The 12,756-nt window shown below is 48.5% G+C and carries 16 protein-coding genes; 1 reads left to right on the top strand and 15 read right to left on the bottom strand.

The window, feature by feature from the left end:
* Positions 1-11: 11 nt before the first annotated feature.
* The 13 genes from yhbY to HQN90_RS04090 form a co-directional block, all read right to left on the bottom strand.
* On the bottom strand, positions 12-305 hold the full coding sequence (yhbY, locus tag HQN90_RS04150) for a ribosome assembly RNA-binding protein YhbY (RefSeq protein ID WP_173216611.1): 294 nt from the start codon (positions 303-305) through the stop codon (positions 12-14).
* A 23-nt stretch (positions 306-328) separates the two neighbouring features.
* Positions 329-1,189: a shikimate dehydrogenase gene (gene aroE / locus HQN90_RS04145; RefSeq protein WP_173216610.1), complete on the bottom strand. Its 861-nt coding sequence runs from the start codon at positions 1,187-1,189 to the stop codon at positions 329-331.
* 17 nt (positions 1,190-1,206) lie between these two features.
* The gene (gene yqeH / locus HQN90_RS04140) at positions 1,207-2,322 is read right to left on the bottom strand and encodes a ribosome biogenesis GTPase YqeH (protein ID WP_173216609.1); all 1,116 of its coding nucleotides are present in this window, start codon (positions 2,320-2,322) and stop codon (positions 1,207-1,209) included.
* Positions 2,323-2,330: 8 nt separating this feature from the next.
* Complete coding sequence (locus HQN90_RS04135) at positions 2,331-2,825, bottom strand: YqeG family HAD IIIA-type phosphatase (RefSeq protein ID WP_173216608.1); 495 nt, start codon at positions 2,823-2,825, stop codon at positions 2,331-2,333.
* A 93-nt stretch (positions 2,826-2,918) separates the two neighbouring features.
* A complete protein-coding gene (locus HQN90_RS04130; RefSeq protein WP_173216607.1) occupies positions 2,919-3,695 on the bottom strand; it encodes an alpha/beta hydrolase in 777 nt (258 codons plus the stop codon).
* A 56-nt stretch (positions 3,696-3,751) separates the two neighbouring features.
* Positions 3,752-5,485: a DUF4129 domain-containing transglutaminase family protein gene (locus tag HQN90_RS04125; RefSeq protein ID WP_173216606.1), complete on the bottom strand. Its 1,734-nt coding sequence runs from the start codon at positions 5,483-5,485 to the stop codon at positions 3,752-3,754.
* A gap of 12 nt (positions 5,486-5,497) precedes the next feature.
* Positions 5,498-5,983 carry a hypothetical protein gene (locus tag HQN90_RS04120; RefSeq protein ID WP_173216605.1) on the bottom strand — a complete coding sequence of 162 codons (486 nt, stop codon included), beginning with the start codon at positions 5,981-5,983 and terminating at the stop codon, positions 5,498-5,500.
* Complete coding sequence (locus tag HQN90_RS04115) at positions 5,976-7,259, bottom strand: DUF58 domain-containing protein (protein ID WP_173216604.1); 1,284 nt, start codon at positions 7,257-7,259, stop codon at positions 5,976-5,978. The genes HQN90_RS04120 and HQN90_RS04115 overlap by 8 nt, the downstream gene beginning before the upstream one ends.
* Positions 7,260-7,263: 4 nt before the next feature.
* Positions 7,264-8,223 (bottom strand): AAA family ATPase, encoded by a 960-nt coding sequence (locus HQN90_RS04110; RefSeq protein ID WP_173216603.1) that lies wholly within the window; start codon positions 8,221-8,223, stop codon positions 7,264-7,266.
* A 244-nt stretch (positions 8,224-8,467) separates the two neighbouring features.
* Positions 8,468-8,818, bottom strand: coding sequence for a stage V sporulation protein AE (spoVAE, locus tag HQN90_RS04105; protein ID WP_079411808.1), 351 nt, complete (start codon positions 8,816-8,818; stop codon positions 8,468-8,470).
* Complete coding sequence (gene spoVAD / locus HQN90_RS04100) at positions 8,815-9,834, bottom strand: stage V sporulation protein AD (RefSeq protein ID WP_173216602.1); 1,020 nt, start codon at positions 9,832-9,834, stop codon at positions 8,815-8,817. Before spoVAD ends, spoVAE begins: the two co-directional genes overlap by 4 nt.
* A 4-nt stretch (positions 9,835-9,838) precedes the next feature.
* Entirely contained in the window at positions 9,839-10,312 is a 474-nt protein-coding gene (gene spoVAC, locus HQN90_RS04095) for a stage V sporulation protein AC (RefSeq protein WP_173216601.1), read from the bottom strand.
* A 27-nt stretch (positions 10,313-10,339) separates the two neighbouring features.
* Positions 10,340-11,200 carry a DUF421 domain-containing protein gene (locus HQN90_RS04090; protein ID WP_173216600.1) on the bottom strand — a complete coding sequence of 287 codons (861 nt, stop codon included), beginning with the start codon at positions 11,198-11,200 and terminating at the stop codon, positions 10,340-10,342.
* A gap of 195 nt (positions 11,201-11,395) precedes the next feature.
* Here HQN90_RS04090 and HQN90_RS04085 point away from each other — a divergent pair, with 195 nt between their 5' ends.
* Positions 11,396-11,602 carry a DUF1657 domain-containing protein gene (locus HQN90_RS04085; RefSeq protein ID WP_079411817.1) on the top strand — a complete coding sequence of 69 codons (207 nt, stop codon included), beginning with the start codon at positions 11,396-11,398 and terminating at the stop codon, positions 11,600-11,602.
* A 177-nt stretch (positions 11,603-11,779) separates the two neighbouring features.
* Here HQN90_RS04085 and HQN90_RS04080 read toward each other — a convergent pair whose 3' ends face one another.
* Together HQN90_RS04080 and HQN90_RS04075 are read right to left on the bottom strand one after the other, a co-directional pair.
* Positions 11,780-11,920: an N-acetylmuramoyl-L-alanine amidase gene (locus tag HQN90_RS04080; RefSeq protein WP_173216599.1), complete on the bottom strand. Its 141-nt coding sequence runs from the start codon at positions 11,918-11,920 to the stop codon at positions 11,780-11,782.
* Between the two features lie 27 nt (positions 11,921-11,947).
* The gene (locus HQN90_RS04075) at positions 11,948-12,706 is read right to left on the bottom strand and encodes a C1 family peptidase (protein ID WP_173216598.1); all 759 of its coding nucleotides are present in this window, start codon (positions 12,704-12,706) and stop codon (positions 11,948-11,950) included.
* Positions 12,707-12,756 lie beyond the last annotated feature (50 nt).

Here is a 12,756-nt window from a genome sequence, read left to right as displayed (position 1 = left end):
CTTCCACCTCATTAGCGCGGCAGTTCGATCTTCTTCTTGTCACGCGATTCTTTGTAGAGCACTACGATTTTACCAATAACTTGCACGAGCTCTGCTCCAGATTGCTCAGCGAGCTCCGCGCCTACTTCATTACGATCTTCCCCACTGTTGTTGAGTACCGTAATTTTGATCAACTCGCGTACTTCCAGCGCTTCTTGAATATGACGAATCAAATGTTCGTTCACGCCGCCTTTTCCAACTTGAAAAATCGGATCTACATGGTGCGCCATCGAGCGCAAATAACGTTTCTGTTTGCCTGTTAACATTGATGATGTCCCTCTATTCATTCTTATTCAGCTAATGACTGTTCTACCACTTGTCTCATCGCCGCTACGGGCGCTGGAGTACCAGTCCAATATTCAAAGGCAAAAGCACCTTGATAAATAAACATTCCTAGACCCCCATGAATCCGGGCTCCCTTGGCCTCCGCCTCACGAAGCAGCCTCGTAATTCGCGGGTTATAAATCAAATCACTGACCAGATGATGCTCTCGAAGAAGCTCTGTTGGCATCGGAAGCTCGTCCACAAGCGGATGCATGCCGGCAGATGTCGTATTCAATACAAACTGCACGCCATCGACAACCTCTTCAAGTTCATCCAACCCAAGTCCGATCGCCTTCGTATACACGCTGATCGTTTCCGCAAGCTCCACAGCCCGTTCTTTGGTGCGATTCGCAATGTAGATGCAGCCCGCTCCTTCTTTGGCAAGTGCATAGGCCACGCCTCTTGCTGCTCCACCGGCTCCGAGGAGAAGAACGCTTTTACCTGTCAATTCAATCCCGGTCTCTTCCAAGAGCGATCTCACGTATCCGATGCCGTCCGTATTGTAGCCGATGAGCTTGCCATTTTCGTTGACGATCGTATTCACCGCACCTACGATTTGCGCACCTTCATCAATTTCATCCAGATACTGCATCACTTCAACTTTGTGCGGGATCGTCACATTAATGCCTCTATAGCCTAACGCCCGAATACCACGAACCGCATCGCCAAGCTCATCAGGACGAACATGGAATGCAGCATAAACGGCATTGATGTTGGCTTCCTGAAAGGCGCGGTTCAGCATAATCGGGGAACGGGAATGCCGTATCGGATCCCCGAATACCCCATACAAGATCGTGTGACTGTCAATTGTGCGGCTCTTCTCCATGGTTTCCTCTGGTCCCCCTATATCAACGCTTCACGCGTGATAACCTTAATCCCCTTCGGCGCATGAACGGCGAGATCCGCTCCGGCCATACTGTTCACCCGAATCCAACCAAGTCCTGAGATCAACACATCCATCTGTTTCCCCTTTGGAACGTGCAGAGGATGCTTCACAAGCTTAGGCAGCTCATCCAAATCCGCTTGGTTAGGAGGTGCCAGCATCACACCCTTGTGTTCTTCATATAACGCATCCGCCCGCTCTAGCTTCGTACGATGAATTTGGATCGCATTCGACGTGTAGCAGGTAAAGGATTGATGTTCACCCTGAATAAAATCAAATCGCGCTAAGGCGCCAAAAAATAAGGTTTGCGCTTCGTTAAGCTGGAAAACCATCGGTTTGAGCGGTTTATCCGGCATGATGCGCGCCAAATCACGCTTTTTGACGATCTCCGTTAAGCGATGCTGATACACAATCCCCGGCGTATCCACAATAAACCGACCGTCATCCAGCGGAATTTTCACCAAATCCAGCGTAGTGCCCGGATACTGTGACGTAGTGAGCTCTGAATCCAAGTCACTGTAATCACTGATCAAACGGTTAATCAGCGTAGATTTACCGACATTCGTTGCACCAACGACATACACATCCATGTTGCCGCGATACTCCTGAACGGCTGTAATCACTCGGTCAAAGCCGATATTTTTCTTCGCGCTGCAAAGGATAATATCGACGACCTTCAGATTTTCCTCTTTGGCTCTTCGCTGCACCCAGTTAATAATCTTGTTCGCGTTCGTTACTTTGGGCAGCAAATCTATTTTGTTGACGACAAGCAGAACCGGATTCGTGCCTACGAAACGCGATAGACCACTAATCATGCTGCCTTCAAAGTCAAAAATATCTACGATTTTCACCACAAGCGCTTTCGTTTGACCGACATGCCCCAGTAACTTGAGGAAGTCATCCTGCTGCAGCGTGATACTCGAAGATTCATTATAATGCTTAATACGGTAGCAGCGCTGACAGATCAGCGGCTCTTTGTCCATCGCTTCAGCCGGTATATAACCGAGCTTGCCTTTTTCTTCCGTCTGCAGCAAAACACCACAGCCTGCACAACGATTCACTGTTTCGATAACCATGAAACCTCCTATTTCTTCATCCTCGATAAAGCCCATTTCTCAATGCGGCGATTAATTTTTGTGAAAAAGCCTTCATCCTGAATGGAGATGGGCTGAACCAGGATCGTGTAAAGCCCCATTCGGTTGCCGCCAAGAACGTCTGTCAGCATCTGATCGCCAATGACAGCTGTTTGTCTCGTATTCGTACCGAGCAGCCTCATCGCTTTATGAAAAGATGCGTTCGTTGGTTTTTTGGCACGGTGAATGAATGGGATACCAAGCGGTTCTGCAAAAGCAGAGACTCGTCCATGATTGTTATTCGACACAATGACGACTTTGAAGCCCATTTTCTGCAGCTGTTTCAACCATTCTATTAATTCAGGAGTCGCATGCGGATCACGTGCGCCTACGAGTGTATTATCGAGATCTGTAATAATACCGCGAACACCAAATCCCCAAAGATGATTGGCGTCAATATCATAGATTGTATGTACGGACTGTCTGGGTACGAGCTTTTTCAGCAAACAACTTCCCTCCAACTACTTCCTCGACATATACGTGAAACTATACCATAGTGACCCGTTTGTTGCAAAAAGAAAAAAGAACATATTTTCGCTCTAGGAACGCGCCGGAAGCGGCAGCCATTTCAAAACATTTTGAATTTTGCGATCCCAATAACCCCATTCATGCTGTCCAGGCTCTTCCTCGTACGTCAAATTCAGCTTCAACTCTCGGCAATAATCACGGAATCGGACGTTATCCTCATACAAGAAATCTTCCGTTCCACAACATTGATAGAGTTGAGGCGCCTCTCCTTGGTACGCAGCCACTTGATCAGCTAAATGAAACAAGTCATTTCCGCTCCCTTTAATACGCGTTACATTCTCATAAATCAGTTTAAAATCATCTGGGAAGTTGATCGCTCGCTGCGAAATATCCACGGCACCGGACAAGCTCGCAGCTGCAGCAAATCGGTCAGGATGGGTCAGCGCCAGCTTCATAGCCCCGTAACCGCCCATGGAAAGCCCTGCTGCGAAATTCAATTCTCTTTCTTCTGCTAATGGAAAAAAAGAACGGGCCAAGGCCGGCAATTCCTCGCTGATGAAGGTCCAATATTTGGGCCCGCTCGCCATATCCGCATAAAAACTGCGGTTCACAGCAGGCATCACGACGGCGATTCCCAATTCGGAAGCATAGCGCTCTATGGAAGTCCTGCGCATCCAGATCGTGTGATCGTCCGACAATCCGTGCAGCAAATAAAGCGTAGGATGCTTGCCGCCATAGACGGAAGAGGCCAAACCGATTTGGCTTCGTGCCACTTGCGGCAAAATAACATACATAGATGCAGAAACACCAAGGGAGTCTGAATAAAAATGACAGTCAATAAAAGCCATGCGAATATCTCCTCTCATAGGGAAGCCACCCCGATACAGCGGAGTGGCTTCTTCGCCTATTTCATTTGTTCTTTTAATTTGGTAATCGATTGGCTCACGGTTTGATAGTCGGTTTCCGTCGAATTGGCTTGACTGTACTTCGCTCGTTCGAACAGTTCAATAACGGTTTCCAGCTCTTTTTTCATCCATTTGCTTTGGTTCGACCACCGGGTTACCGCTTCTCTCATCGTTTCGTGCTCAAGTCGCGTATAGCCCTTTCTTCGACTCAAGCGCAGTAATTTTTCGAATTCCACAATAATCTTTTGATTAAAATTAATGACCTGAACTTGCTTTCTGCGCGTGCGCCAAGCTTGCCAAACGCCGCTTCTTCGTACCAGGAACACGACTAAACCGCTCACAATAACAACCGCTGCGCCGCCTAAGGTCAGCCACAGCCAAGTCAAACTCGGTGCTGCTTCAGGTACATCTGGCACAGTTACCGGCTCTGCTACGGGTGAAGGCTCAACTGGCGGAGGTGTGGCCTCTGGAAACACATTAGGCAGCTTGAAACCTGAGGTAGGCTCGAAAGAAATCCAACCGTAACCTTCGAAATACACTTCCACCCAAGAATGCGCATCCGAATTTCGAACGGTATAGATGCCCGCAGCATTTGCGTCGATATCCGTGCCCAGTTGGCCGAGGAAACCGAGCTCTCTCATCTGGTCAGGAACTGGCGAAACACCGGACGAGTAGCCTTTTACCCAGCGTGTCGGAAGCCCGATTGATCTCGCCAGCACAGCCATAGCGGTTGAATAATAATCACAGTAACCTTGCTTGACTTCAAATAAGAAACGATCAACAAAATCCTTGCTCTTGCCTTTGCTTTCATCCGGCGTATTCGTATACGGGTAATGCTCAGACAAATATTTCTCAATTAATTTGGCTTGATCATAAGGATTTGTAGCTGTTTTGGTAATATCGACCGCGAGCTGCTTCACCCGTTCCGGCAAATCAGCAGGCACCTCCAGATACTCAGCCCAATCCGGCTTATTCGTATAGTCCGATTTCACTTCCCGTAATAAAGCTTCATCCAGAATCGGTTCCTGTGTTGTCACCGAATAGTCTTTGGGATAATTATTTTTGCCTACAAAGCGGAGCTCTGATTGGCGGGGTGACCACAAAATACGTTGAAATTGATTCTCCCCTTCATTGACTTCATCGATTTTCTGGATCGCAAATCCTGCGAATAGAACTGGAAATACTTCTTCTCTGTTCATAGTGATTTTCTGTGTCACTTCTTTAGTCTCCAACAAGGATAAATCGAATCGCGGATCGAGCGGGAGCGGATTGAGATTAACCCGATTAATCGGCAGCTTCTTCTCTGCCGGGCTTTGCTCCCATCCTTTTCCATTATATAACGCTCTGGTTTCACCGCGGAAATAAGTGCGTTTGCTCGTTTCGACCGTCATGACAGGTGTATAATCATAGCGGAAGCCGCCGCCAAGCCTACTGTCATCCCGACTGTAGCCGGAAGACGCATCCGCTGTAGAGGCTGTTACAGTAACCCCCTTGCCCAAGAGGGGCACGGACTCTCCGCGGCTCACTTTCCATGCTGTATAGGGATCCGTAATGATTGGATTTACAGTTGGGGCTATATATCCGACAAGAAAAGTAACACCCACGATCAAGACAATAGGCATAATCAGCGTTGATGGATAATCCGTTATCGTTTCCCAAATGACAGGAGCCCGCTGCTTCAATTTCGCGAAATGCAGCTGCATCAGCAGAGCAAAACCGCAGAAGATCACCATCGCGACTTGCGGCTATAAGAAGATCGTGCTGAACGAGTCTCGAATGGCAAAAAACATAATGCTGACAAAAATCAGAACGGATACACGGAAACGGGATCGAACGGACCACATCGTGAATTGATAGATGATCCAGGCGCATAGGCTAAACCAAATGTAAGGTTCCAGCTGCCCCGCATTGAGAGCAATCCACCGCACCGCTTCTTGCCAAGAAATAATCTTCACCGGAACGAAGCTGTACCCCATTCCAATGCCATGAAACCATACAATCAGCAAAAATTGTATAATGGAGCGCCATCCTTCGTGCAAGCGCGGTATGAAGTAAGTAATGGCGATAAGGAACAAAGTGCCTGTTACGAAGGAAACCGTCTCCGGCAGCCATAGGCCATCTTCCTTCATAATCCAAATCACAAATTGATATAGGAAAATCCCTGTTAGAATAGCACTGACACGCTGTTCCCAGTTAGCCAGCAGCAGCTTTCTCCAAATCGTATTAAGCATATCGTTTCGCCCCTCCCAGCAGGTTAGGCAGGTCTGTTAATTGACTGACCTCATAGCCCATATAACCTTGAGAGCGAATCGCTTTAATCCAATCCTCCTGCTTGTCCTTCTCCGTATGCTGAGGCTTTAGGGAAAGCGAAGGCTTGCCATGAACCCAAATATGGCAAGGATTCATTTGCAAATGGTCCAAATGCGTTAAAACCTGCATCATCACGGACCCTTTTTGCGGAGATATCAGAACGAAAAAGCAGCCCGCAGGCAGATCTCTTGCATGCTCTTTGAGGATCTGATTCAGCGGTCTATAGCCGTCAGCTTCAACACCAACCAGATGCTTTAGGATCATTTTATGATGATTCTGACTTTGTTTTGCTTCAATAAAGGTAGACTCCTTGCCATTGGAAAGCAAGCCCAGTGCCAAGTCGCGGCTGGCTCCATAGCGGAATAAGGAGGCTGCGATCGACACCGCTAACTCAAATTCAGCCACATCGCCATACGCACGCGCAGTCCGATCCAACAATATAATCGTCTTGGGGAGCGATTCACGCTCGAATTCTTTGGATTTCCACGTTCCAGTCTTCGCGGTAGCATTCCAGTGAATACGGGATAAGCGGTCACCGTAGATATATTCCCGAACTCCGTTAATCTGTGTTGTTTCCCGGTGCGCCCGCGTTGTAGTGGAATGATGCTGCATGCCCTTGAGCATTTGGTGAAATTGCGCCCATTCCCGAATCGTAACCGTTTGTGGGTATACCGTAATCGGCTGTTCAAGCTCCAAGCGGCCTTTATGTTGAAAAAAGCCAAAAATATCTTCAGTCAAGCATTCCGTCCTGCCGAAGCGGTAATACCCTCTCCTTAAAGGCGGCGTGCTGTAGAGAAGTTCTCCTCTTCGCTTCCAATCCGGGACAAGCGATCCTTCAAAAATCGTTTCTTCTCCATTGAGCCGAACAAGTTGGTCTTTGATCATGATGTAGGGGATCGGCCAAAAGCCTGGAATTTGCACCCCAATCCCAATCTGCAGCGATTGTCCTGCCTCAAGATGGGCTTCCTGCCCGATATTCGTCAGCTTGCGAACCCCTTGGGCACGTCTCACGCCGCTCCAATTGCCAGATAGCAGATAAATAGATAGAAGCGTAACAATGATAAACAGCATGGAGGCAAGCTTGCCGCCTTGAAACAGCATGAACAATAAGCTCGCCGTAAAGCAGGAAATCAGAAGCCATAAAGCTGCCGGAAACCGGGGTCGCACCCCAAATCTTGTGAATACCGGTCGATTCATAGGCTCACTTCTCCAATCGCACCGGCACGCGGACCTGCTCGAAAATCGCGCCGAGAACGGAAGCAATCGTAGCGCCGTCCATCCGAGCCTCGGAATGAAGAATCATCCGATGACCCAGCACATAAGGGGCCAAATATTTAATATCATCTGGAATGACGTAGTCTCTTCCTTGGAGGAAGGCATATGATTTGGCAGCGAGCACTAAGGAGAGCGTCGCTCTCGGACTTGCGCCAAGAAACACAGCTTGATGTTCCCGCGTTTTTCTGGCTATCGCCACCAAATAATCGGCTACAGCTTCATCCAGATGAACGCGCCGCACTTGCTCTTGCATCGCCAGCACTTGGGAAGTATCCATAACCGCCTGCAAAGACTCCATCGGGTGCAGCTTGCTCTGGGAAGCAATCATCAGCTTCTCGGCAGCTTCACTCGGATAGCCCAGGCTGAGCTTGATCATGAAACGGTCCAACTGCGCTTCCGGCAATATGTAGGTGCCTTCGAAATCAATCGGATTCTGGGTAGCCAGCATGAGAAACGGCGATGGAAGCTCATGAATATCGCCATCGACCGTGATGTGCTGCTCTTCCATTGCCTCTAAGAGAGCTGACTGGGTTTTGGTCGTTGCGCGGTTAATTTCATCGACCAGCAAAATATTCGTCATAATCGGTCCTGAACGAAACAGAAACTTCTCTTCTTTGGGATGATATATAGAAACACCAGTAATATCGGAAGGTAATAAATCAGGATTGCATTGTATGCGGCGAAATTGACCCTCGATCGAGCGTGCGAGCGCTTTGATCAGTACGGTCTTCCCCGTGCCTGGAACATCTTCCAGCAAAACATGTCCGCCGGCAAGCATCGCAGTAAGCAATAATTCAATTTCAGAGCTCTTGCCAAGTATGCACGATTCCAAATTCGCTTTCAGCCTAGCCAGAACTTCTACTTGATGATGGGTGGCAGTTTCCATGTCTTGATCCTCCTTAGAGTTGTGTTGCCTTTTGGCGAAATTCCGCCCATATGTCCGAAAACGCTAGAATAATCACAAAAAGTACGTAAATCCAGTTTACAGCAAAGCTTTTCGTCCGTATACTTGTATTTCCTCTAAATTTATTTGTTAAAATTAACCATGTGAAGAGAGTTTCCCTCACAGCGTAATAGACGCAAAACAAGCCCTTTCGGTTCGATCCGAAAAGGCTTGTTTTTGTATATTTTTATCCTTTGGGTTTCACAAAGACTGCCGCCAAAAACGAGAAAATAATCGCTGCGGAAATCCCGGCGCTGGTCACTTTGAAAATACCGGTAATAATGCCGATATAGCCGTCCTTATGCAGCTCCTCCAGAGCCCCGTGAACAAGCGCATTGCCGAAGCTTGTAATCGGAACGGTCGCCCCTGCACCGGCAAATTCAATAAAAGGGTCGTACAAGTTGCAGCCGTCCGCAATAGCTCCCAGCACAACTAAGGTGCTCATCGTATGCGCAGGTGTTAATTTCCCCACATCCATGAGCAATTGACCGAAGACACAAATAGCCCCACCGATGAGAAAAGCCCAAACAAAACTCATGCGTACAACCCCCCAGACTCAATAGAAACAGCATGTGCAATGCAAGGAATGCTTTCGCCTTGTTGGAACGACAGCGGAGAAAGCAATGCGCCCGTCGCGACGACGAGAATCCGCTTCAGCTCGCCCTTCTTCATGCGCTTGAGCAAATGACCATAGGTGACGGTTGCCGAGCAGCCGCAGCCGCTCCCTCCTGCTTGAACCGTCTGTTTCTCGCGATCGTATATGAGCAGTCCACAATCACTGAACGTCGTTTGTTCCATAGGCACCTTGTGCTTGGCGAACAGTTCACGCGCAATGTTCACCCCGACCGTCGCCAGATCCCCGGTGATGATCAGATCGTAATAGCCAGGCTCGCGATCGAGATCGCGCAAATGCGCCTGGATCGTGTCCACCGCTGCCGGAGCCATTGCAGCTCCCATATTGAACGGATCGGTGATGCCCATATCGACGATCCGACCGATCGTAGCCGAGGTGACGACGGGCCCGTCACCGGTTTTGCCTAACACGGCAACTCCGGCGCCAGTTACGGTATACTGCGCGGTCGGCGGCTTCTGTGAGCCGTATTCCGTCGGATAACGGAACTGCTTCTCCGCCGTGCAGTTATGACTGCAGGTCCCCGCCATCACATAGTTGGCGGCGCCGGAGTCCATCAGCTGAGCGGCTAGCGCAAGCCCCTCCATCGAGGTGGAGCAAGCGCCGAAGATGCCGAGATACGGCATGCCCAGCGTGCGTGCCGCGAACGTATTGGAGATGATCTGATTCATCAGATCGCCGCCAAGATAGAACTGAATCTGGCCGCCGGTCAGCCCCGCATTATCAAGCGCTCGCATTGCGGCTTCTTCAAGCAGCGCCTTCTCCGCTTTTTCCCATGTCTTCTGACCAACCGTCAAATCGTCATGCACAATATCAAAATCTTCACTGATCGGCCCTTTTCCCTCATCAGGCCCAACCACCGTGCCCGTCGACAGAATGACTGGACGACTCTTAAAGACCCAGCTTTGATGCCCCTTCAGCATATGGTCAACTCCCGCCCATAATAATAAGATGCACAACCCCTACCAAGAAAGCAGCAACGGTCCCAAAAACAATAACCGACCCAGCCAATTTGAACATATTGCCCCCAACGCCAAGAACAAGGCCTTCCGCACGATGCTCGATCGCAGCGGAGCACAAGGAATTGGCGAAGCCTGTGACAGGAACGGCACTGCCGGCCCCGGCCCATTGGGCGATTTTGTCGTAGATGCCCAAGCTTGTCAGAATGACAGAAATAATAATGAGTGAAGCTACGGTCGGATTTCCAGCCGTCTTCTCCGTAAAACCAAACCAGCTGATGTACATTTGCGTAAAGCATTCCCCGATCAAACAGATGAGGCCGCCGACTAAAAAGGCTCGCAGGCAATTTTTCAGAACGGGGCGCTTAGGCTCTTGCTCCTTCGCAAGCTTCTGATACTCTTGTTGGGTCATCGTCATCGTTTTTTTCTTGTTATTCGCCATGCTTTTCCCTCCTGTTCATTCCGTCGCCTAGCTTTTTAATATTGTCGTGACCGATTGAATCACTTTCGTTAGCTGCCGGGAGCATTCCTCATACATCAGCTTAGCTTGCTCACGATTCGTTGTGAGGGAGAAAAGCTCCAGGTCTGCTTCACATTTCTTCAAAGTAGCGAGCAGCATAGGCCTTGCACTAGGCTCAGGGACTTGCAGCTTATCATCGTAAAGATCCACAGTGAGTTCTCCATGCGTATCCACTTGTCCAAGGAACACATTTTCTTTGGTTACCCCTATTTTATCCAGCTCCGTATGCAGCCATCCAGGGCCTCTTCCTGCTGCAGCAAGCGGCTCGTTTTGGACAACGCCATCCATAACGACGGTTTGGGTAGGCTTCTCGGTCACCAGCTTCATATTCAAATGCTTAGGTGTCAGTGGCTGGTGCTCGCTTTTTAGCAAAACGCTTAAATCCCCGCTGGCTTCCAGCATGGCAAACTCCACATCGGCAAGCCGAAAAACACTCTTGGTGCGCAATTGCTCAAGCAATTCGTCCGCGGTATATCTTTCTTTTTTCAGATTATCCTCCAGCACTTTCCCTTCCTTGATCAAAACTGTTCCTTTTCCCTCAAACCAGGTGCGTAATGTTTTGCTTTTGAGCGTAAAAATCTCCAGAAAAAACGGGATCAGACACCACACCAAGATGGCAATGACGCCATGCAAGAAATTAGCTTCCACATCCGTCGAAATGACACCCGCTAGGTCACCTAGGGTAATTCCGATGACATATTCAAAAAACGTCAATTGGGATATTTGTTTTTTCCCTAAAATCCTTGTAAGAACAAATAAAATGACAAGAGCAGAAGTTGCTCTTACCACAATATGCAACCAATCCGGCATACCCATATCCTCCCTTGCCTTTTACTCCAATCCATGTCATTATGCGCTTTTTGCCTGACAAGTATCATTAATTTCGCATGGGTTTATTTGTCATTTATGTCATGGCCAAGTCGGGGCATATTAATTATCGCAAACAAGACAGCTTCCTTACGGATCGCTGCTGATTGCAAAAAAACTTTTACGAGGTGAACCTTCATGACCGTGTCCGCACAGGTGAAAACAACGTTGGCTTCTTTAAAAAGCGCTCAAGCAAGCTTAGAAACATTCGCGCTCAGCACACAAAATCAAGAAGCGAAACAGTTGTATGAGACTGCAGCTAAATCCACACAAGACATCGTCACTCAAGTTTCTTCCCGCGTTCAGCAATTGGAAAATGAAGAACCCCAATACAAAGGGTTCTAGAGCCAAACAAAAACAGCCGCTTGCGCAAGTTGCGCAAACGGCTGTTTGTTTTATTTATAAGGCAAAAAGAAGAAATAACACAAGCAATACGAACAAAATCAGGATTAAAAAGATAAACTCCTCTTTGGTTATTTCGATTGGCATGAACGCCGCCCTCGCTTCGAATGAAATACCTACTTATTCCTCAGGCTGGCCGGAAGCTTTTCTGAGCTCATTGGCCAACCGATTAAACTCTGCTCTTGCCTGTGCATCGTTCGTCGCAAAATACGCTGCGGACAAAAAGGCAATGATTTTATTCGCATCTTCCACACTTAACATCGCACAATTCCCTCCTGCAGGACCCATCTATTTCCCAGTCCAGTAATCAAATGTCAGTCCATTGTTTTTGAAAAAGGAATAAGGCAAATAGCCGTATCCGCGGTCTCCCCATGCTTTGCCCCACGAGTTCCGCACAATGATGACACCTTGGCCTTTCTTTTTGCCGTCCTTATAGCCTACAGCCAGCAGGGCATGACCGCCGAGCAGCTGCTCTTTCTTGCGATTCGGGTAGGGAATTTTCCCGGTCTTGGCTGCAGCAGCGCCTTCGAAGGATTCATACACCCAAATACCAAAAACGACGGGTTGCCCATCAGCTAGAGCTGCTTTTATACCAGCCAAGTCATGAATGCGATGATAGCCTTGAATCCGGTAGGCGCCTGCTGATTGTTCTGCTTCTTCATCTGGCTTTATTTTATATTGATTTATGCGATAAGGCCATTCCGTTTCCGGGCACACGCCTATTTTGTGCAGAACTTTCATGCCATCGCGAACCGTCGCTCCGGAATCTCGATTGACCGTGCCTTCGAGCTTGCGCTCATGCCAGTAATGAAACAGGCGGGAAAGCCGTTTATCTGAATCCGTTTCTTGGCGCAGCCAATATTCTCGCAAACCGCTTACGATCGCATTGGAGGTACAAGACCCTAATTGACCCTGATTCACAACCGGTGAAAGCTTATTCCTTAAGTCGACTTTGCGGGGCAATTGCGTTTCATGGACATAATTGACGCTGCGATAAAAATAATCACGAAAATCACGCTGATCTCGTTTGACTTTATAGATTCGCATTCGTTTCCTCCCCTGGAGCTGCTTCGTGGAATGTTATGCCAGTATATTCA

Source organism: Paenibacillus alba (genome assembly GCF_013204855.1).
Classification (GTDB): Bacteria; Bacillota; Bacilli; order Paenibacillales; family NBRC-103111; genus Paenibacillus_E; species Paenibacillus_E alba.
This window is presented reverse-complemented; position numbering and strand designations above follow the sequence as displayed.

What these genes read in the sequence shown, in the direction of transcription:
- yhbY (WP_173216611.1), bottom strand. Translation starts at nt 305, where the DNA reads ATGTTAACAGGCAAACAGAAACGTTATTTGCGCTCGATGGCGCACCAT.
- aroE (WP_173216610.1), bottom strand. Translation starts at nt 1,189, where the DNA reads ATGGAGAAGAGCCGCACAATTGACAGTCACACGATCTTGTATGGGGTA.
- yqeH (WP_173216609.1), bottom strand. Translation starts at nt 2,322, where the DNA reads ATGGTTATCGAAACAGTGAATCGTTGTGCAGGCTGTGGTGTTTTGCTG.
- HQN90_RS04130 (WP_173216607.1), bottom strand. Translation starts at nt 3,695, where the DNA reads ATGGCTTTTATTGACTGTCATTTTTATTCAGACTCCCTTGGTGTTTCT.
- HQN90_RS04125 (WP_173216606.1), bottom strand. Translation starts at nt 5,485, where the DNA reads ATGGTGATCTTCTGCGGTTTTGCTCTGCTGATGCAGCTGCATTTCGCG.
- HQN90_RS04120 (WP_173216605.1), bottom strand. Translation starts at nt 5,983, where the DNA reads ATGCTTAATACGATTTGGAGAAAGCTGCTGCTGGCTAACTGGGAACAG.
- HQN90_RS04115 (WP_173216604.1), bottom strand. Translation starts at nt 7,259, where the DNA reads ATGAATCGACCGGTATTCACAAGATTTGGGGTGCGACCCCGGTTTCCG.
- HQN90_RS04110 (WP_173216603.1), bottom strand. Translation starts at nt 8,223, where the DNA reads ATGGAAACTGCCACCCATCATCAAGTAGAAGTTCTGGCTAGGCTGAAA.
- spoVAE (WP_079411808.1), bottom strand. Translation starts at nt 8,818, where the DNA reads ATGAGTTTTGTTTGGGCTTTTCTCATCGGTGGGGCTATTTGTGTCTTC.
- spoVAD (WP_173216602.1), bottom strand. Translation starts at nt 9,834, where the DNA reads ATGCTGAAGGGGCATCAAAGCTGGGTCTTTAAGAGTCGTCCAGTCATT.
- spoVAC (WP_173216601.1), bottom strand. Translation starts at nt 10,312, where the DNA reads ATGGCGAATAACAAGAAAAAAACGATGACGATGACCCAACAAGAGTAT.
- HQN90_RS04090 (WP_173216600.1), bottom strand. Translation starts at nt 11,200, where the DNA reads ATGCCGGATTGGTTGCATATTGTGGTAAGAGCAACTTCTGCTCTTGTC.
- HQN90_RS04085 (WP_079411817.1), top strand. Translation starts at nt 11,396, where the DNA reads ATGACCGTGTCCGCACAGGTGAAAACAACGTTGGCTTCTTTAAAAAGC.
- HQN90_RS04080 (WP_173216599.1), bottom strand. Translation starts at nt 11,920, where the DNA reads ATGTTAAGTGTGGAAGATGCGAATAAAATCATTGCCTTTTTGTCCGCA.
- HQN90_RS04075 (WP_173216598.1), bottom strand. Translation starts at nt 12,706, where the DNA reads ATGCGAATCTATAAAGTCAAACGAGATCAGCGTGATTTTCGTGATTAT.